Origin of the sequence: Streptomyces sp. NBC_01446, from assembly GCF_026340095.1 — a bacterium.
Classification (GTDB): Bacteria; Actinomycetota; Actinomycetes; order Streptomycetales; family Streptomycetaceae; genus Streptomyces; species Streptomyces aureus.
This window is the reverse complement of record NZ_JAPEPO010000001.1, coordinates 4,750,922-4,770,318: the sequence shown is the minus strand read 5'-3', so window position 1 is coordinate 4,770,318 and position 19,397 is coordinate 4,750,922. Positions and strand designations below refer to the sequence as shown.

Sequence of the window (19,397 nt, the reverse complement as noted above, 5' to 3'; positions counted from 1 at the left end):
CGCGGGGGACGGGTGTGCGGCGGTTCGTGGGGAGGGGGGTGACGGGGCTCAGTCGAGGGGGAAGCCCGTGTAGCCCTCGGCGAGGTCGGTCTCGGCGGCGCGCGAGGCCGTGATCCGGTCGAGGCCGGCGCGCTGGACGCGGTCGTCGAAGGGCGTCGCGTCGGGGGCGCGGTGCAGCATCGTCGTCATCGCGTACGAGAACCGCTCGGCCTGCCAGACGCGGCGCAGGCAGGTCTCCGAGTAGGCGTCGAGGAGCTCGGTGGAGCCGGTCTTGTGTCGGTGGGTCAGGGCGCGGGCGAAGGTGACGACGTCGCCGACGGCGAGGTTGAGGCCCTTGGCGCCGGTCGGCGGGACGATGTGGGCGGCGTCCCCGGCGAGGAAGAGCCGTCCGTGGCGCATCGGCTCGTGGACGTAACTCCTCATCGGGGTGACGGACTTGGAGGTGATGGGGCCGCGCTCCAGCTTCCAGCCGTCCGAGGTCTCCAGGCGGCGGTCGAGCTCGTCCCAGATCTCCTCATCGCTCCAGTCGTCGGCGTTCGTGCCCTCGGGGACCTGGAGATAGGCGCGCGACACGGACGGGGAGCGCATGGACAGGAGGGCGAAGCCGCGGTCGTGGCGGGCGTAGACCAATTCGTCGTGGGACGGGGCGACATCGGCAAGGATGCCGAGCCAGCCGAAGGGGTACGTGCGCTCGAAGACCTGGGAGACGTCGGCGGGTACGGCCTTGCGGCCCACGCCCCACGAGCCGTCGCAGGCGACGACGTAGTCGCAGTCGAGGACGTTCTCGCGGCCCTCGTGGCGGAAGCGGACGCTCGGGCTCTCGGTCTCGGCACCCTCGACGGCCAGCGCCTGCGCCTCGAAGAGCAGCGGGCCTCCCTCGGCGAGCTGGAGGGCGATGAGGTCCTTGCACACCTCGGTCTGGGCGTAGACCATGACCGACCTGCCGCCCGTCAGGGCGGGGAAGTCGACGCGGTGGCGGCGCTTGTCGAAGCGCAGCTCGATGCCGTCGTGCGGGAGGCCCTCGCGGTCCATGCGCTCCGCCGCGCCCGCCTCGCGCAGTACGTCGACGGTGCCCTGCTCCAGGATCCCGGCACGCTGGCGCTGCTCGACGTACGCGCGGTCGCGGCCCTCCAGGACGACGGAGTCGATTCCGGCGTTGTGCAGGAGCCGGGCGAGGAGCAGTCCGGCGGGGCCCGCTCCGATGATGCCGACGGTGGTGCGCATGGGTACCTTCTTTTTCGTTCAGCCTTGTTCGCGTGGTGAACTTTCGTTCATAATGTGCTCAGCGGAGTCTCCGCCCGGCTCGATCCGCTGTCAACGGTCCCGAGCGGAGAAAACGGTCCCGGGACTCCGGAGGGCACGAAAAAACGCCGCGGCGATCGGATGCGATCGGCACGCGGCGACAGGGAGCGGCTCAGAAGCGACTCGGTCGGGAGCGAGGAGGAGAAGCGGGAGGTGCCCGGAACCGGACTTGAACCGGTACGCCCGCGAAGGGGCAGCGAGGTTTAAGCTCGCCGTGTCTGCATTCCACCATCCGGGCAGGCCGTGGGCTCCGCAACGAGGTTCTGAGCCTATCGGGACAGATCCCCCGAACAGCGGAACGCCCGCTCGATGTTGTCTTATTTTATTGGCGCCTGAGGGTGCATCAGACCACGGTAGCCGCCATCCGCACATGCCGCAGGCCCTTCCACGCCCCTCGGCGCCCTCGCCCCCGTCACCGTGGATTGACGGGATTTCACCTCCCGCGGTGATCTTCGCTCTCAGGGTCCCGGGTCATCCCCAGGTATGACCCGGGCGGCCCCGGTCCCCCCGAAGTCGCCCCCAGGAACCGGAACAGCGGCTGACTTCACGGCCCAAGACGGCCACGACGATGGAGAGGTCCCTCCAACGGGACCCCGTCCCCACCCGTCGACCGACAGGAGCCCCCTTCCGTGACCACCACCCCCATCGCCGGCAAGGCCACCGCAGTGGCCGCGCGCGCCACGGATCTGTCCAAGGTCTACGGACAGGGCGAGACCCAGGTGGTCGCGCTCGACCGGGTCTCCGTCGACTTCCGGCAGGCCGAGTTCACCGCGATCATGGGCCCGTCCGGGTCCGGCAAGTCGACCCTGATGCACTGCGTCGCCGGCCTCGACACCTTCTCGTCGGGCTCCGTGCGCATCGGCGACACCGAGCTCGGGTCCCTCAAGGACAAGCAGCTCACCAAGCTCCGCCGGGACAAGATCGGCTTCATCTTCCAGGCGTTCAACCTGCTGCCCACCCTGACGGCCCTGGAGAACATCACGCTCCCCATGGACATCGCGGGCCGCAAGGCGGACAAGCAGTGGCTGGAGAACGTGATCGCGATGGTGGGCCTGTCCGACCGGCTCGGCCACCGGCCCTCGGAGCTCTCCGGCGGCCAGCAGCAGCGCGTGGCCGTCGCCCGCGCCCTCGCCTCCCGGCCCGAGATCATCTTCGGTGACGAGCCGACCGGGAACCTGGACTCGCGCTCCGGCGCCGAGGTCCTCGGCTTCCTGCGCAACTCCGTGCGCGAGCTGGGCCAGACCGTCGTCATGGTCACCCACGACCCGGTCGCCGCCGCCTACGCGGACCGCGTGATCTTCCTCGCCGACGGCCGCGTCGTCGACGAGGTGTACGCCCCGACCGCCGACTCGGTCCTGGACCGCATGAAGCAGTTCGACGCCAAGGGACGCACGAGCTGACGCCCGCCCGCACAGCCGCCGCCCCGCCGCCTCGACGCCTCGTCGCCGTACCCCTGGACTGAGAAACCCCATGTTCCGTACCGCCTTGCGCAATGTGTTCGCGCACAAGGCCAGGCTCCTGATGACCGTGCTCGCCGTCATGCTCGGCGTCGCCTTCGTCTCCGGCACCCTGGTCTTCACCAACACCATCTCCGACGCCTTCCAGAAGAGCTCCGCCAAGGGCTTCGACCAGGTCGACGTCGCCGTCACGCCCAAGACCGCCGCCTCGAAGGGCGACCGGCTCGCCAAGGACCCGAAGCTCACGCAGGCCACCCTCGACCGGGCCGCGAAGACACCCGGCGCCGCCTCCGCCATCGGCGTCGTCAGCGGCTTCGCGGCCGTCGCCGACAAGGACGGCAAGCTCGTCGGCAACGGCTTCTCCACCCAGGGCGCCAACTACTGGGGCGAGCACGACCCGCGCTACCCGCTCAAGAGCGGCAAGGCGCCCAGCGGCAAGGGCGAGGTCGCGCTCGACTCGCAGACCGCGAAGCGCGCGGGCTACAAGGTCGGCGACACCGTACGGATGTCCATCGACGGGCCCGTCCTGACGCCCACCGTCACCGGCATCTTCACCACCGAGGACGGAAACGTCGCGGCCGGCGGCAGCCTCGCCCTGTTCGACACGGCGACCGCGCAGCAGCTCCTGCACAAGCAGGGCTCGTACGACGAGATCGACGTCAAGGCCGCGGCGGGCACCGGCCAGGCCGCCCTGCAGAGCGCGCTCGACAAGGCTCTGCCGAAGGGGCAGGCCGAGACCACGACCGGCAAGCAGCTCGCCGACGACCAGGCCGAGCAGATCTCGTCCAGCATGAGCTCGATGAAGTCGAGCCTGCTGGTGTTCGCCGGTATCGCGCTCTTCGTCGGCGTCTTCATCATCGCCAACACGTTCACGATGCTCGTCGCCCAGCGCACCAAGGAACTCGCGCTCATGCGGGCCGTCGGCGCCTCGCGCAGGCAGGTCACGCGCTCCGTGCTCGCGGAGGCGTTCGTGGTCGGCGCGGTCGCGGCCGTCACCGGTCTGGCGGCTGGCATCGGCATCGGCGCCGGGATGCGCTCCCTGATGGGCGCGACCGACGCGCAGATCCCCGACGGGCCGCTCGTGGTCTCGCCCGGCACGGTCGTCACGTCCCTCGTCGTCGGTGTCGTCATCACGATGCTGGCCGCGTGGCTGCCGGGCCGCCGCGCCGCGAAGATCCCGCCGGTCGCGGCGATGAGCAGCGTGCACGCCACGGCGACCACCCGCTCCCTCGTCGTACGGAACACGATCGGCGCGCTGTTCGCGGCGGCCGGCATCGCCTCCTCCCTGTACGCGACGACGATGAGCGACGGCACCTCGGCGCAGGCTCCCCTGGGCCTCGGCGCGGGCCTCCTCGTGATCGGCGTCTTCATCCTCACCCCGCTGCTGTCCCGCCCGCTGATCGCGGCCGCGGCACCGGTCCTGCGCGTCTTCGGGATCTCCGGCAAGCTGGCCCGCCAGAACGCCGTCCGCAACCCGCGCCGCACCGCCGCGACCGCCTCCGCCCTGATGATCGGCCTCACCCTGATCACCGGCATGACGGTCATCGCGGGCAGCGCCCAGCAGGCCATCGACAAGATGGCGTCGTCCGCCCTCAAGGCCGACTACGTCGTCTCCATGGCGAACAGGAACTCCCTGTCCCCCGAGGTCGCCGGCAAGCTCGCCGAGGTCGACGGCGTCACCGCCACCAGCGGCCTGGGCAACGCGCCCTCGCGCATCGACGGGAAGACCGAGTTCCTGACCGGTGTCAACGGCGCGACCATCGGCTCCCTCACCGACCTCAAGGTCGACAGCGGCACCTTCCGGATCGGCGGCCGTGACGTCGTCGTGGACGACAAGACCGCGAAGGACCACGGCTGGCGCACCGGCTCGACGTTCACCACGAACTTCGAGGACGGCAAGAAGCAGCGGCTGACCGTCGCCGGGGTCTACGAGGGCAACGACATGATGCGCGGCATCATGCTGGACTCCGCCGTCCTGACCCCGCACGTCACGGACCCGTCCGACATGCAGGTCATGGTGAAGACCGACGGCGGCACGTCCGCCGCCGCCAAGGACCGGATCGAGAAGGCGCTCGGCGACAACCCGGCGATCCTCGTCCAGGACAAGCAGGACATCTCCAACGCGATCTCGAAGATGTTCACGCTGATGCTGAACATGCTCTACGGCCTGCTCGCCATGGCGGTCATCGTCGCCGTCCTCGGCGTCATCAACACCCTCGCCATGTCGGTGTTCGAGCGCTCGCAGGAGATCGGCATGCTGCGCGCGATCGGCCTCGACCGCAAGGGCATCAAGCGCATGGTGCGCCTGGAGTCCCTGGTGATCTCGCTGTTCGGCGGCGTGCTCGGCGTCGGCCTCGGCGTGTTCTTCGGCTGGGCGGCCGGCCGGCTCATGGCGATGACCCTGTCGACGTACGAGCTGGTCCTGCCCTGGGGCCGGATCGGGATCTTCCTCGCGTTGGCCGCCCTCGTCGGCATCCTGGCAGCCCTGTGGCCGGCCCGCCGCGCGGCCCGGCTGAACATGCTCGCGGCCATCAAGTCGGAGTAGCGGGACACACGGACGGGGCGCACCGGCAGCCGGCCGGTGCGCCCCGTCCGTGTGTACGGGACTTCAGTTCCAGGTACGCGCCCTCAGGGGCGTACCAGGCTCGCCCGAGAGGGGTGTCTTCACGGCGAGGATCTGGTTCACGCCGATCTTGTTGCGCTCGAAGCTCAGTGCGGACGCGGCCATGTAGAGGCGCCAGATGCGGGCCCGGCCGGGGCTGGTCAGTTTCACGGCCGCGGGCCAGCCCGCCTCCAGGTTGGCCACCCAGCGGCGCAGGGTGAGCGCGTAGTGCTCCCGGATCGCCTCCAGGTCCCTGACCTCGAACCCGGCCTGTTCCAGGAGCCCGGTGGTCGTGCCGACCGGCGCGAGCTCCCCGTCCGGGAAGACGTACGCGTCGATGAACTCGTCGACCTCGTACGTCGACTCGTCCTTCTGGGGGCGTCGGCCGATCTGGTGATTCAGGAGCCTGCCGCCCGGCTTGAGGAGGGTGTAGAGCGCCTCGGCGTACTCCAGGTACCGCTCGGAGCCGACGTGTTCGGCCATGCCGATGGACGAGATCGCGTCGAAGGGGCCGTCGCGCACGTCGCGGTAGTCCTGGACCCGGATCTCCACCCGGTCGGTGAGCCCCTCCTCGGCCACCCGCTTACGGGCGTACGCGGCCTGCTCCTGCGAGAGGGTGACGCCGACGACGCTGACGCCGTACTCGCGGGCGGCGTGGATGGCCATGGAGCCCCAGCCGCAGCCGACGTCGAGCAGGCGCTGACCGGGCGCCAGGCCGAGCTTGCGGGAGACGAGTTCGAGCTTGTCGCGCTGGGCGTCCTCGAGGGTTCCGTCCGGCGAGTCCCAGTACGCGCACGAGTAGACCATCGAGGGGCCGAGGACCAACTCGTAGAAGTCGTTGCCGACGTCGTAGTGGTGGCTGATGGCCCGTCGGTCGCTGCCCTTGGTGTGCAGATGCAGGCGGCCGCGCCTGCGCATCTCCTCGCCCGGCGGCGCGGGCGGCAGGAAGGGCGCGGCGAGCTTGACCAGCTCGGCGACGGCGGCCCTGACCCTGGGCTCCTTCAGGGCCTCGACGAGGCTCCTGCCGTCCTCCTCGGGGCGCTCCCAGATGAGCCCGGCCATCCGGCCGAGGGCGTCGTACAGATCGCCCTCCACGTCGAGGTCGCCGGCCACCCAGGCGCGGGCCAGGCCGAGTTCTCCCGGCTTCCACAACATGCGGCGCAGGGCGCGGCGGTTGCGTACGACGAGAGTGGGTCCGGCGGGCGGCCCGGCCTCCGAACCGTCCCAGGCGCGAAGCCTTACGGGAAGCGGTACTCCGAGTAGCTGCTCGGCGAGGTTCTTCAGCCGCTGTGCGGCGTCCTGCATGGCGCACACCTCCGTAATGGGGGACGATCCCGGAATCGTCCAACACCACGTAAACACCAACGGGGCGCTCTCGCAGTCCCGTTACTGCGTTACGGATCGGCAAAATACATGTAGCCGCCATGTATATCGGCGGCCCGGAGCACCGGCCGGGGCGGATCCGGGAACGCCGAAGGGGCGCTCGCACCACGGATGGCGAGCGCCCCTTCAGGGGTGTTACTGGACCGGGGTCAGGAGGCCTTGGCCTTCTCCTCGACCTTCTTCTCCTCCGCCTTGGCGGCGGGGGCCGGCGCCGGCTTGGCGGCCTCGTAGAACTCCTCGCGGGGAGACTCGAGAGCGCCGAGCGCGGTGATGTCGCGCTTCTGGAACATGTTGATCGTCCACTCGGCGATCACACGGATCTTGCGGTTGTACGTCGGCATGGCCATGCCGTGGTAGCCACGGTGCATGTACCAGGCGAGACGGCCCTTGAGCTTGATCTTCATCTTGCCCATGACGATCATCGCGACGCCCTTGTGCAGGCCGAGACCCGCGACCGCGCCCTTGTTGGCGTGGCTGTACTCCTTCTGCGGGAAGCCCCGCATACCGGAGATCACGTTGTCGCCGAGAACCTTGGCCTGGCGCATGGCGTGCTGCGCGTTCGGCGGGCACCAGGCGTTCGGGTTGCCCGCCTTGCGGCCGACCAGGTCCGGGACCTGGGCGTTGTCGCCCGCGGCCCAGATGTAGTCGGTGCCCTGCACCTGGAGGGTGGCCTGGGTGTCCACGTGGCCGCGGGGGCCGAGCGGGAGACCGAAGCGCGCGAGGGCCGGGTTCGGCTTGACGCCGGCGGTCCACACGACGGTGTTGGAGTCGACCTCGAGACCGTTGCTGAGCACGACGTGACCGTCGACGCAGGACGGCATCGTGGTACCGAGGTAGATCTCGATACCGCGGGACTCCAGGTGCTTCTTGCCGTACTGGCCGAGCTCGGGCCCGACCTCGGGCAGCACCTTGTCGGCGGCGTCGACGAGCACGAAGCGCATGTCCTCGCGCTTCACGTTCTTGTAGAACTTGGCCGCGTCGCGCGCCAGGTCCTCGACCTCACCGATCGTCTCGGCACCCGCGAAGCCACCGCCGACGAACACGAAGGTGAGCGCCTTGCGGCGGATCTCCTCGTCGTTCGTGGACTCGGCCTTGTCGAGCTGCTCGAGCACGTGGTTGCGCAGGCCGATGGCCTCCTCGACACCCTTCATACCAATGCCGACCTCGGCGAGGCCCGGCGTCGGGAAGGTGCGGGAGACCGCGCCGAGCGCGATCACCAGGTAGTCGAAGGGAACCTCGTACGCCTCGCCGACGAGCGGGGCGACCGTGGCGACCTTGCGGTCCTGGTCGATGGTGGTGACCCGGCCGGTGAGAATCTCGGCTCCCGGCACAGCGCGTCGCAGCGGGACGACGACGTTGCGCGGCGAGATGCTGCCGGCGGCGGTTTCGGGGAGGAAGGGCTGGTAAGTCATGTACGAGCGCGGGTCCACGACCGTGACGGTCGCTTCCGCATAACGCATCTTCTTGAGAATGCGTCGTGCTGCGTACAGGCCTACGTACCCACCGCCTACTACGAGGATCCTGGGACGCTCCGTGGTGCTCATGCCATCGAGTATCCACCCGTCCGGAGGGGGTCGCTCGTGCGCCCCTTCACAAGCACAGGCGGGGCCTCTGCTACACTGCGCCGCTCACGTGACCCAGGTCATGGTCCTGGCGGGGAACCACGGTATCCCCCCGGTCGTTTCTTACCCCTCTTGAGCTGCCGCTCCGGGCATCCGGCGGGGGTGGACCACTCATCCGGTTCATCCGCCCGCAACAAGCCTGGAACGCCCCGCACGGCAGCCGCCAGAGCCCGAAGACCCCCTCCCGCGGGCCATCTGGCCCGGAACTTTGCCCCATGAGGCCGAATTCCTTGTGAAGAACTTCACGAACTTTCCCGACGGGGTGTCGCCGCAGCGTGTCGCCCCCCTCCTCGACCGTGCTCAGACGACGCCCTGAGCGCTCAGGGGAGTCGGCCACGGGTGGTACCGGCAGGTCAGAAGGGGGGCTAGGAAGAGGTCGGGAAGGGGTCAGGAAAAGGCCTGGATCGGACCGGGAACAGGCCGGGAACGGGCTAGGCGATCGACCAGGCGATCCCATCGAGGATGTCGTGCTCGCTTACCACGACCTCCTTGGCGCCGATCCACTCCATGATCAGACGCAGCACCAGCGCGCCGGAGGCGATGACGTCGACGCGGCCCGGGTGGATGACCGGGTTCAGGGAGCGCTGGTCGTGCGTGGATGCCATCAGCCAGTCCGTGAGCTCGGCGACGCGCTCGTAGGAGATACGGGAGTGGTGGATGGCCACCGAGTCGTACTCGGTCAGGCCGAGCGCGAGCGCGGCGACCGTCGTCACGGAACCGGCGAGACCCACGAGGGTGCGGGCCGCGGTCAGCGGGACGGTCTGCGTCACCAGGTCGAGGGCCTCGACGATGTCCTCGCGGATGGCCTCGATCTGCGCGGGCGTCGGCGGGTCGGTGACCTGGCCGTCCTCCCCCATGAGGTGGCGCTCCGTCATACGGACGCAGCCGATGTCGACGGAGCGCGCGGCCACAACCGTGTCCTCGCCGACGACGAACTCCGTCGAGCCGCCACCGATGTCCACGACCAGGTAGGGCTTGTCGAGGTCGGCCCGGCCCGTCAGCTCCTTCGTCGCGCCGGTGAAGGAGAACTCGGCCTCCTGGTCACCGGTGATGACCTCGGGCTCGACGCCCAGGATGTCCATGACCCCGCGCACGAAGTCGTCCCGGTTCTCGGCGTCGCGGGACGCGGACGTGGCCACGAACCGGATCTTCTCGGCGCCGTGCGCCTTGATGACCTCGGCGTACTCGCGGCAGGCCGCGAAGGTGCGCTCCAGCGCCTCGGGCGCGAGGCGTCCCGTGCGGTCCACGCCCTGCCCGAGCCGCACGATCGTCATGCGGCGGTCCCGTTCGACGAGTTCACCCGTGGCGGGGTCGGCGTCGGCGACGAGCAGCCGGATCGAGTTCGTGCCGCAGTCGACGGCGGCGACCCTGGTCACTCGCTCTCCTCGGGCGCGGCCGACACGCAGGGACCCTTCGCCCACCACTCGGGCAGCATCGCGATGGCCTCGTCGCCGAGCGGGTTCACGCCCGGGCCCGCGGCCAGGGAGTGGCCGACCAGGACGTGCAGGCACTTCACCCGGTCCGGCATGCCGCCCGCGCTCGGGAAGCCCTCGAGGACCTCGATGGCGTCGCGGCGCGCGATGTAGTCCTCGTGCGCCTTGCGGTACGCGTCCGCGAGCTCCGGATCCGTCTGAAGGCGCTCCGTCATCTCCTTCATGACGCCGTTCGCCTCCAACGTGCCGATCGCGGACGCGGCGCGCGGGCACGTGAGGTAGTACGTCGTCGGGAAGGGCGTGCCGTCCTCGAGGCGCGGCGCCGTCTCGACCACGTCCGGGTTGCCGCACGGGCAGCGGTGCGCGATGGCCCGCAGGCCGCGCGGCGGGCGGCCGAGCTGCTCCTTGAACGCCTGGATGTCGGCATCCGTGGGCGCGGTCGGCTCGGTCTGGGGCGGGGGCGTGTCCATGCCTGGGGGCTTTCCTTCAGTGAACTTCGGTGGGGGTACTGCGGGTTCGGGGTTCGGGGCTTCGGGCTTCGGTGAGGGCGGGTCAGTCGTCGGGGCGGTCGGCCTTGTCGACGCCGTCCCAGACGTTCGAGTACCAGGGCCGGCCCTTCGCGTCCCCCTCGGAGCGGGTGCGCTTCGCCGCGTCGGGGTCACGCGCGACGTAGCCGGTCTCGCCCGGCATCACCAGGTGGAGCCGGTCGCGGATCCGCTGCTCGGCGTACGAGTCGTCCTGCCAGCGTGCCTTCTCGTCACGCAGCCTGTCGACCCTGCTCTGGGCCTCCTGCTGCCGGCGCTGAAGGTCGGCGATCTCCCCGCGCTGGGAGACGTACTGCCTTATGGGGTAGGCGAGCGCGACGACCAGGGTGCACAGGACGAGGGCCAGGAGTGCCGCCCGGCCGGTGAGGCGGGAGCGGCGGGCCTGGCGTCTGGTCTGGGAGCGGTAGACGCGCTCGGCGGTCTGCTCGCCGAGCAGACGCAGCCGGGTCGCGGTGGAGAACCGGTCACGGTCCCTGTCCCGGACTCTCCCGGCCATGTTCGCGCCTCCCCTTTACGTGCGTACGTCCCCGCACACGGTACGGGACCGGGTGCGGGGACGTACGTACGACGCTTCCTAAGGCAGTGCCCTAAGGGCGTGCTCAGCCCTTGAAGCGGGGAAAAGCGCTGCGGCCGGCGTAGACCGCGGCGTCGTCGAGGATCTCCTCGATGCGCAGGAGCTGGTTGTACTTGGCGACGCGGTCCGAGCGGGCCGGGGCGCCGGTCTTGATCTGGCCGCAGTTCACCGCGACGGCGAGGTCGGCGATGGTGACGTCCTCGGTCTCGCCGGAGCGGTGGGACATCATGCACTTGAAGCCGTTGCGCTGGGCCATCTCGACGGCGTCCAGGGTCTCGGTCAGCGAACCGATCTGGTTGACCTTGACGAGCAGGGCGTTGGCGGAGCCCTCCTCGATGCCGCGGGCGAGGCGCTCGGGGTTGGTGACGAAGAGGTCGTCGCCGACGATCTGGACCTTGTCGCCCAGCTTCTCGGTGATGACGTTCCAGCCGGCCCAGTCGTCCTCGTACAGCGGGTCCTCGATGGAGACCAGCGGGTACGCGGAGACGAGCTCCTCGTAGTACTCGGTCATCTCGGCGGCCGAGCGGGACTTGCCCTCGAACTCGTACTTGCCGTCCTTGTAGAACTCGGACGCGGCGACGTCGAGCGCGAGCGCGATCTGCTCGCCGGGGACGTAACCGGCCTGCTTGATGGCCTCGACGATGAGGTCGAGGGCCTCGCGGTTCGAGCCGAGGTTCGGGGCGAAGCCGCCCTCGTCGCCCAGGCCGGTGGACAGACCCTTGGTCTTCAGCACCTTCTTGAGGGTGTGGTAGACCTCGGCGCCCCAGCGAAGGGCCTCGGAGAAGGACTCCGCGCCGATCGGCGCGATCATGAACTCCTGGATGTCGACGTTGGAGTCGGCGTGCGACCCACCGTTGAGGATGTTCATCATCGGGACGGGCAGCAGGTGCGCGTTCGGACCGCCGAGGTAGCGGAACAGCGGCAGGTCGCTGGCCTCGGAGGCGGCGTGCGCGACGGCGAGGGAGACGCCGAGGATGGCGTTGGCGCCGAGCGAGCCCTTGTTGTCGGTGGCGTCCAGGTCGAACATGGCCTGGTCGATCAGGCGCTGCTCGGTGGCGTCGTAGCCGACGAGCTCCGGGCCGATCTGCTCGATGACGGCGAGGACGGCCTTCTCGACACCCTTGCCCTGGTAGCGGTTCGGGTCACCGTCGCGGAGTTCGATGGCCTCGAACGCGCCGGTGGACGCACCGGACGGGACAGCGGCACGACCGGTGCTGCCGTCGTCGAGGCCGACCTCGACCTCGACCGTGGGGTTGCCTCGGGAGTCCAGGATTTCCCGGGCTACGACGACGTCGATGGACGGCACGAGCATCTCCTTCTGGGATGTGACGCAACTACGCCGGGCCGCATGGTCCGGCAACACCTGAGCCTAACCGGCTCCGGGGCTCAAACCGGCCGACCGACCGGCCCGTGGACAAACCGAGAGCGAATTGTTTCCGAACGGAACAAAAAGCCGCGGCCGACAACGGACGAAAGCCCAGGACCCCTCACGCACCAAAACCCCGCCCCGGGTGCGACGGGGGAATGCGCACCCGGGGCGGGGAGTCCTTGGGGGGCGTGGTACCGGCCGTCCGCCGAAAGCCGGTACCCGAGCGGCCTGAGGGCTGCCGCTCTCCTCTATTACTCACTTGAGGTGGAGCTGCTGGCCCGGGTAGATCAGGTCGGCGTCCTCGACGATGTCCTTGTTCAGCTTGAAGAGCTTCGCCCAGCCGCCCTTGGTGTGGTGCGCCTCGGCGATGGTGCTGAGGGTGTCGCCGGCCTTCACCTTGTACTCGCCGTCACCCTTCTCGACCTTCTTGCCGGCCGGGGTCTCGACGGTCTTCTTCGACTCCTGCTTCGGGGCGGCAGGCGCCGTGCGCTCCTGGCTGCGGGTGGTCGGCTGCTCGGCCTTGCGCTCCGGCTTCGGGGTGGCGGCCGGGGCGGAGCCGGTCGAGGCGGCGGACAGGCCCACGCCGCAGCTCGGCCAGGCGCCCTTGCCCTGGCTGGCCAGGACCTTCTCGGCGACGGCTATCTGCTGCGCCTTGGAGGCCTTGTCGGCGGTGGAGGCGTAGGCGGTGCCGCCGTACGCGGCCCAGGTGGACGAGGAGAACTGGAGGCCGCCGTAGTAGCCGTTGCCCGTGTTGATCGACCAGTTGCCGCCGGCCTCGCACTGCGCGACCGCGTCCCACTCGGAGGCGGTGGCGGCGGAGGCTCCGGTGGCACCCATCAGCGGGACGGCGACAGCGGCACCGGCGACACCGGCGAGCGTGGCGACACGGACGGCCTTGGACGGGCGGCGGTGCTTGCCCTTGCTGGAAAACAGCATCGAGAGATCCCCTCACCGACGCCTACGAGGTGAGCTGTCGGGTTCGGGCCGGATGAGTGCCCGGTCGCACGTCCTGCGTGCGACTTCACCCCAAGCCGGTCGGTCGGCCGTCTCTCAACGGCCGGGGCCGGCACTTACCTTGGGTCCCCCGCTCCTGCCTACGGCGCTTACGCGACGACTGTTCCCGTACGGACATTGGCAGGATTCGGCGTGACATCCGACGGGGCCCGCTGTGGCGAGCGGTGATGACCGTAAGCAGCGGATCGCCCTAATTTCAAAGACGATCAGGGCCTTTGAGACCCATCTCTCACTCTCGCCAAAGCGGACAATAAGCCCGAACTGCCGCTACTTTTCGCCCGATTCGAGCCCAAGATCCAGACTCTGACCAGGAAGGATGAGGTCGGGATCGGCGCCGACGGTCTTCTTGTTCTCGGCGTACAGAGCGGCCCATCCGCCGTCCACGTCATGGGTGTCGGCGATATCCCAGAGGTTGTCGCCGGCGCGCACGGTATAGGCGCCTTCGTCCGTATTCGCTTCCTTGCGCCCGCTTTCACCACCGCGCGAGGCGTGGCGGCCCGAGCTGTCGTCGGCGCGCGAGGAGCCCGTGGCGTCGTCCGCGGCGGCGCCGCCGCGGTGCCGGCCGGAGGCGGGCGGAGTGGCGGAGTCCGAGCTGCCGGAGGCCTCCGGCGAGGGCGCGCCGGGGGTCGAAGTCGAGCCGTCATGGCCGGACTTGTCGCCCTTGGAGTCATCCGCAGCATTACCCGCGGTATCACCCGACTGGTCGTGATTCTTCTCTCGGGAGTCGTCCTTCGCACCCGAGGACGAGGAGTCCGCCGGCTCGTCGCTCGCGTCGTCCTTCGTGGTGTCGCCGTTCGCCGCGTCGTCACTGCCGGAGTCGCCGGAGGACGCGGACGGGGTCGGCAGGGCCGCCCCGGGATCGACCTTGGCCGCCGCGTCGTCCGTCGTGAGGCCCGAGGTGACCGAGCAGACCGGCCACGCCCGCGGACCCTGGTCGGCGAGGACCTTCTCGGCGACGGCTATCTGCTGCGAGCGGCTGGCCTGGTCGGCACGCGGCGCGAAGTCGAGGCCGCCGTAGTCCTCCCAGGTCTCCTGCGAGAACTGGAGCCCGCCGTAATAGCCGTTGCCCGGATCGGCGCTCCAGGAGCCGCCGCTCTCGCACTCGGCGAGCTTGTCCCACGTGGCCGTCGACGCGGCGCTCGCGCTGGTCGCGCCGAGCAGGGGGATGGCGATGGCGGAGCCGGCCACTCCCGCGGCGACGATGAGCGCGGGAGCCTGGCGGGGGCGACGGTGACGACCGTTCCCGGTGAGCATGGAGGCGCCTTTCGGGGGCTCGGGGAATGCTGCGGCGGGTGGTGCCGCGATGACTGGTGAACGTAGCGGGAGTCGAACGCTTGTCACAAGTCGATGCAGCCGAGATCACGTGAAAGTCACAGTCTTGACGGACCGTCAGTCACGAGGCTTCGTCCGAGCCCTCCCGATGCGGCGTGAACTCGACCGGAAGCGTGCGCAATCCCCGCATGATGAGCCCGCCACGCCAGCGCAAATCGGCAGGATCCCCCGCGAGTCGCAGGTCCGGAAGGCGCGTCAGAAGCGTCGCCAGGGCGGTCTGCCCCTCGAGGCGCGCGAGAGGGGCGCCGAGGCAGTAGTGGATGCCGTGCCCGTATCCGAGGTGCTGATTGTCACGCCGGGAGAGGTCGAGGGTGTCGGGCTCGTCGAAGCGCGCCGGATCACGGTCGGCGGCGGCGAGTACGACGAGGACGGGGTCACCGGCGGCGATGTCCTGCCCTCCGACGGTCAGCGGTTCGGTCGCGAAGCGCCAGGTGGCGAGCTCCACGGGGCCGTCGTAGCGCAGGAGTTCCTCGATTCCGGTCTCCAGGAGGCCGGGTTCGTCGGCGCCGGGGGCCAGCGACCGCTGGAGCCGCTCGCGCTGCTCGGGGTGGGTGAGCAGGGCGTACGTGCCGTTGCCGATCAAGTTGACCGTGGTCTCGAACCCTGCGAACAAAAGGATGAAAGCCATGGCGGCGGCCTCGTTCTCCGTGAGGTGCTCGCCGTGGTCGGAGGCGCGGATGAGGCCGGAGATGAGGTCGTCGCCCGGGTCGTTGCGCTTGCGGTGGATGAGTTCGGCCAGATAGCCGCGCATCTTCTTGACGGAACGTGCGACGCCCCCGCGCGGGCCCCCGCCGTGGCGGATCATCATGCCCGCCCAGTCGCGGAAGTCGTCCTGATCCTCGCGCGGGACGCCCAGGAGGTCGCAGATCGCGTAGATGGGGAGCGGGAAGGCGAAGTCGTGGATCAGGTCGGCCTCGCCCTCAGCGGCGAACCCGTCGATGAGCTGGTCCGTCAACTCCTGGACGCGGGGGGCGAATTCGGCCACCCGGCGCGGGGTGAACGCCTTCGAGACGAGGCGGCGTAGGCGGGTGTGGTCCGGCGGGTCGATGTTGAGCAGATGGGTCATCAGCTCGGCCTTGCGCTCGCCCGGAATGCCGGTCTTGCCCTTGGCGTGCGCAGGCTCGTCGTGGTGCGCCGGGTTCTTGGACAGGCGCTGGTCGGCCAGCGCCTGCTTCGCGTCCGCGTACCGCGTGACCAGCCAGGCCTCGACACCGCTGGGGAGCGTCGTGCGGTGAACGGGCGAGTGCTCGCGCAGCCAGGCGTAGGCAGGGTACGGATCAGTGGCGAACTCCCAGGTGAAGAGTTCGGGAGCGGTGCGCTGCGCGGGCTTGTCGGTCACGCCTCGACGGTATCCGGCGCGGGACGCCCCTCCCGCCGGACCCCGCCGCCGGCACGACCTAGGCCAGCCCCTCCGCCGCCCGGATCGCGTCCCGGTACGCGCGGGCCGCCGCCCGCAGTGCCGCTTCCGGGTCGACGCCGTCGGCCTCGGCGCTCAGGGCGAGCGCCAGCAGTTCGTAGCCGACGCCCTCGCCGCCCGGCGCCGGCACGTCGAGGCCGGCCGTGCGGACCCGGGATCCCAGCTTCGCCGCGAGCGCGAGGCCGGGCTGTCCCACCGGCACCCCGTCCGTGACGGACTCGCGCTGCTTCTCCACGGCCTTCGTGCGCAGCCAGTGCTCCTTCACGTCCTCCGGGGTGAGCGCCGTGTCGTCGCCGAAGACGTGCGGGTGACGGTGGATGAGCTTCTCGACGATGCCGCCGGCGACGTCGTCCACGGAGAACGCCTCGTCCCCTTCCTCACCGGAGGCCTCCTCGGCGATCCGGGCGTGGAAGACGACCTGGAGGAGCACGTCCCCGAGCTCCTCGCGCAGCTCGTCCCGGTCGCCGTCCTCGATCGCCTCGACGAGTTCGTACGCCTCCTCGATCGCGTACTTCGCCAGGCCCTTGTGGGTCTGCTGCGAGGACCACGGGCACTCGCGGCGGATGCGGTCCATGACCTGGACCAGGTCGAGGAGGCGGGCGCCCGGCAGGTCGTAGGAGGCCGGGAGCAGTTCCAGGTCGGGCATCGCGACACGGCCCGAGCCGGCGAGCGCGGCCAGGCCGTCGGTCAGGCGCCGGTCGCCCTCGGCGGTGGCGACGACCACGACGGTGCGGCCCCCGGCACAGGCGTCGACGAGCTCGTGGGCCGTCGGCGCCGCCTCCCGCACCTCGATGCCGGCCTCCCGCAGATACGGCAGCTGCGGGTGCGCGGTGTCGGCGCACAGCACCTCGTCGGCGGCGTGCAGGAGCTGCCAGGCCGACCAGGACAGCAGGCCGGGCGCGACGCGGTGGCTGGTGGTGAGCAGGACGATGCGGCCGGTCGGGGCGGCGTTGGGTGCGTTCTCGGCGTTCACGCCTCGAACGTAACCCAGGCCGCCTGCCGTGCCCTACGCCGTCTGCTCGTCCCCCGTCTTCGGGGAGGTGACCTCGCGCACCCACGGCGTCTTCGCGTCGGCGCGGCCGTGGCTCTTGGCGATGTCCCAGGTGCCGTAGCGCGGGTTCAGGTCGACGTTCAGCTCCTTGGAGGCCTGGTCGAGCGCCTTCCAGAAGGGGGCCTGGTCGCTCTCGGACTGGGACTGCATGTTCGCGCCGACCTTCTGCGCGAGGCCCATGACCTCGAGATCGGTGCGGGCGCTGTCCGCGATGCGCTCGGGCGCGATGTTGTACTGCTCGAGCAGGGCGAGCTGCATCTGCCGGACGCCGCCGGCCTGCTGCGCCATCGCGGCTTGCCGCTCCTGGATCTGCCTGCGGCTCACCTTGACGCCCGCGTCGGCGGCCGCGCGGTGCAGGACCCGGTCGAAGACCATGGAGTGCAGCGTGTTCCGGGTGAGGCTGCCGGACTTGGCGATGGCCTGCTCGTACTGCTGGTCGTCCTTGGTGGCGGTCTGCTGGGCGTCACGCACCTCGTTCACCCGGTTCTCCAGCTGGGAGACGGTGATGCGGTCGCTGCCCACGACGGCCGCGGCGCCGGGATGCGCGTCGTCGCCGCAGGCGGTGAGGAGGGGGACCGCGGCTACGGCGGCGGCGGAGAGGACGAGCGCGGTGCGGCGGCTGTTGCGGCGATGCAAGGTGGGCCTCCCTGCGAAGAGTTTGTGCGTCGGTGCACAAAGTCCGGCGGTGATCGATGTTAGGCAGTGGCCGAGCTCTCGGCCACCTATTCGACCCAACGATTCGCCGGGAGTTGAGGCACTCCCCCGCGTCCGGCCCGCCCCGGCTCAGCCCCGGACCTGCCCCAGCCACTGCAAGGTGCGGCGGATTTCGGCCGGGAACGGGTGTCCCGGCCCGTGGAGGCGCTCCGCGTCGTGCAGGAGTCGTACGAGGGTGTCGTGCGCGGCGGCCCGGTCGCCGAGCGCGAGGAGCAAGTGGCCGATGCGGCGCCGGACTTCGAGGGGCAGCGTGATGTCCGTCGTCGCGTACTGGTTCTCGTAGTACGGGAGCAGGGCCCGGTATTCGGCGAGCGCGGCGGCCGGTTCGCCGAGCTGTTCCAGGCACTGTGCGGCCTCGTAGCGGAACTGGAGGGACTGCGGGTCGGCCTGGCCCGCCTCGGCGGAGCGCTCGTCGGCGAGGTGGCGCAGCTCGGGCAGGGCACGGCGGTACTGGCCGTCGTCCATGAGCGTCGCGGCGTACTGCTTGCGCAGGGTCCGGACGACCGGTGAGTGCTCGCCGTGCTGGGCCGCGGCGGCGGGCAGGATCGCGCCGAGGATGTCGACGGCCTGCGTGATGCGGCCCTCGCCGAGCAGGCGCTTGACCTCGTCGACGGCGCCCGCGACGTCCGGCTTGTCGGTGTGGGGGGTGGGCGCGGCGGGCTGCGGGGCGGGGGTGCGGGCGCGGTCGGGCCAGGGGGCGTGCGGGCGCAGGAAGGGGCGGGTCGGGTCGAGGGGACCGCCGCTCGGTACGCCGCGCGCGGGCAGCAGCGGGAGCAGTGCCTCGTACGTCTCCTGCGCGGAGGCGGGCCGGTGCTGCGGGTCCTTGGCGAGCAGGCGCAGGACGAGCGCCTCCAGGGGTTCGGGGACCTCGGGGCGCAGGCGGCGGACCGGCAGGGGCGGCTCGTAGAGGTGGCGGTGCAGGACGCCGAGGGCGGTGGAGCCCGCGAACGGGACGTCTCCGCTGAGGAGTTCGTGCAGCAGCACCCCGAGCGCGTACAGGTCCGTGTAGGGGCCCACCGCGCCGCCCATGGCCTGTTCGGGCGCCATGTAGGCGGGGCTGCCGATGGGGGAGCCGGTGTGGGTGAGGCGGGTGGTGTCGGTGTCGAGCACGGAGGCGACGCCGAGGTCGAGGACGGTGACGGTGCCGTCCTGCTTGACCATCACGTTCCGCGGCTTGAGGTCGCGGTGCACGATCGGCACGGCGTGCACCGCGCACAGGACGGCGCACAGCTGGGCCGCGACGGAGACCGCCCACTGCCACGGGTAGGGGTCGTGCTCGGCGAGGTGGTCGGAGAGGTCGGCCCCGTCCACGTACTGCATGACGAGGTAGAGGTCCTCGCCCTGGGTGCCCGCGTCGTGGACGGTGACCAGGCCGGGGTGGTCGACCTGGGCCGTGACGCGGCACTCACGCACGAAGCGGCGGCGCAGCTCGTCGGCCTCCTGGCCGGCGACGCGGTCGGGGCGCAGCAGCTTCACGGCGACGCGCCGGTCAAGCCGCTGGTCGTACGCCGTCCAGACCTGGCCCATGCCGCCCTGGCCGATGAGGGTGGACAGCTCGTAGCGCCCGGCGACGAGTTGTCCA

The 19,397-nt window shown here is 70.5% G+C and carries 15 protein-coding genes, 1 tRNA gene and 1 riboswitch; of the genes, 2 read left to right on the top strand and 14 right to left on the bottom strand.

Features of this window, described 5'->3' with window-relative positions:
- Window positions 1–48: 48 nt before the first annotated feature.
- Together OG456_RS21445 and OG456_RS21440 are read right to left on the bottom strand one after the other, a co-directional pair.
- A complete protein-coding gene (locus OG456_RS21445) occupies window positions 49–1,224 on the bottom strand; it encodes a 4-hydroxybenzoate 3-monooxygenase (RefSeq protein ID WP_266563382.1) in 1,176 nt (391 codons plus the stop codon).
- Between the two features lie 232 nt (window positions 1,225–1,456).
- Window positions 1,457–1,540: transfer RNA gene (locus OG456_RS21440), tRNA-Leu, on the bottom strand.
- A gap of 391 nt (window positions 1,541–1,931) precedes the next feature.
- On the opposite strand from OG456_RS21440, the gene OG456_RS21435 reads away from it, so the two are divergent.
- A complete protein-coding gene (locus OG456_RS21435) occupies window positions 1,932–2,702 on the top strand; it encodes an ABC transporter ATP-binding protein (protein WP_116512584.1) in 771 nt (256 codons plus the stop codon).
- A gap of 70 nt (window positions 2,703–2,772) precedes the next feature.
- Entirely contained in the window at window positions 2,773–5,304 is a 2,532-nt protein-coding gene (locus OG456_RS21430) for an ABC transporter permease (protein WP_266563379.1), read from the top strand.
- 63 nt (window positions 5,305–5,367) lie between these two features.
- Here the strand turns inward: OG456_RS21430 and OG456_RS21425 are convergent, their stop codons facing one another.
- From OG456_RS21425 to OG456_RS21370, 12 genes are all read right to left on the bottom strand, one after another.
- Window positions 5,368–6,666 (bottom strand): cyclopropane-fatty-acyl-phospholipid synthase family protein, encoded by a 1,299-nt coding sequence (locus tag OG456_RS21425; protein ID WP_266563377.1) that lies wholly within the window; start codon window positions 6,664–6,666, stop codon window positions 5,368–5,370.
- A gap of 227 nt (window positions 6,667–6,893) precedes the next feature.
- Window positions 6,894–8,288, bottom strand: a complete 1,395-nt coding sequence (locus tag OG456_RS21420) for an NAD(P)/FAD-dependent oxidoreductase (protein ID WP_266563375.1) — start codon at window positions 8,286–8,288, stop codon at window positions 6,894–6,896.
- A gap of 509 nt (window positions 8,289–8,797) precedes the next feature.
- Window positions 8,798–9,742 carry a Ppx/GppA phosphatase family protein gene (locus OG456_RS21415; protein WP_266563373.1) on the bottom strand — a complete coding sequence of 315 codons (945 nt, stop codon included), beginning with the start codon at window positions 9,740–9,742 and terminating at the stop codon, window positions 8,798–8,800.
- Entirely contained in the window at window positions 9,739–10,269 is a 531-nt protein-coding gene (locus tag OG456_RS21410) for a DUF501 domain-containing protein (RefSeq protein WP_266563371.1), read from the bottom strand. The genes OG456_RS21415 and OG456_RS21410 overlap by 4 nt, the downstream gene beginning before the upstream one ends.
- 82 nt (window positions 10,270–10,351) lie before the next feature.
- Entirely contained in the window at window positions 10,352–10,840 is a 489-nt protein-coding gene (locus OG456_RS21405) for a septum formation initiator family protein (protein ID WP_266563369.1), read from the bottom strand.
- Window positions 10,841–10,943: 103 nt separating this feature from the next.
- Window positions 10,944–12,230, bottom strand: a complete 1,287-nt coding sequence (eno, locus tag OG456_RS21400; protein WP_116512577.1) for a phosphopyruvate hydratase — start codon at window positions 12,228–12,230, stop codon at window positions 10,944–10,946.
- A 312-nt stretch (window positions 12,231–12,542) separates the two neighbouring features.
- Window positions 12,543–13,223, bottom strand: a complete 681-nt coding sequence (locus OG456_RS21395; protein ID WP_266563367.1) for a transglycosylase family protein — start codon at window positions 13,221–13,223, stop codon at window positions 12,543–12,545.
- Window positions 13,224–13,227: 4 nt separating this feature from the next.
- A riboswitch (cyclic di-AMP (ydaO/yuaA leader) is annotated at window positions 13,228–13,444 on the bottom strand.
- A 124-nt stretch (window positions 13,445–13,568) separates the two neighbouring features.
- A complete protein-coding gene (locus tag OG456_RS21390) occupies window positions 13,569–14,555 on the bottom strand; it encodes a transglycosylase family protein (protein ID WP_266563365.1) in 987 nt (328 codons plus the stop codon).
- A 139-nt stretch (window positions 14,556–14,694) separates the two neighbouring features.
- Entirely contained in the window at window positions 14,695–15,972 is a 1,278-nt protein-coding gene (locus OG456_RS21385; protein WP_266563363.1) for a cytochrome P450, read from the bottom strand.
- 58 nt (window positions 15,973–16,030) lie between these two features.
- Entirely contained in the window at window positions 16,031–17,023 is a 993-nt protein-coding gene (locus tag OG456_RS21380; RefSeq protein WP_266563361.1) for a nucleoside triphosphate pyrophosphohydrolase, read from the bottom strand.
- A 33-nt stretch (window positions 17,024–17,056) separates the two neighbouring features.
- Window positions 17,057–17,737 (bottom strand): SurA N-terminal domain-containing protein, encoded by a 681-nt coding sequence (locus tag OG456_RS21375; RefSeq protein WP_266563359.1) that lies wholly within the window; start codon window positions 17,735–17,737, stop codon window positions 17,057–17,059.
- A gap of 147 nt (window positions 17,738–17,884) precedes the next feature.
- Window positions 17,885–19,369 carry a serine/threonine-protein kinase gene (locus OG456_RS21370; protein ID WP_266569368.1) on the bottom strand — a complete coding sequence of 495 codons (1,485 nt, stop codon included), beginning with the start codon at window positions 19,367–19,369 and terminating at the stop codon, window positions 17,885–17,887.
- Window positions 19,370–19,397 lie beyond the last annotated feature (28 nt).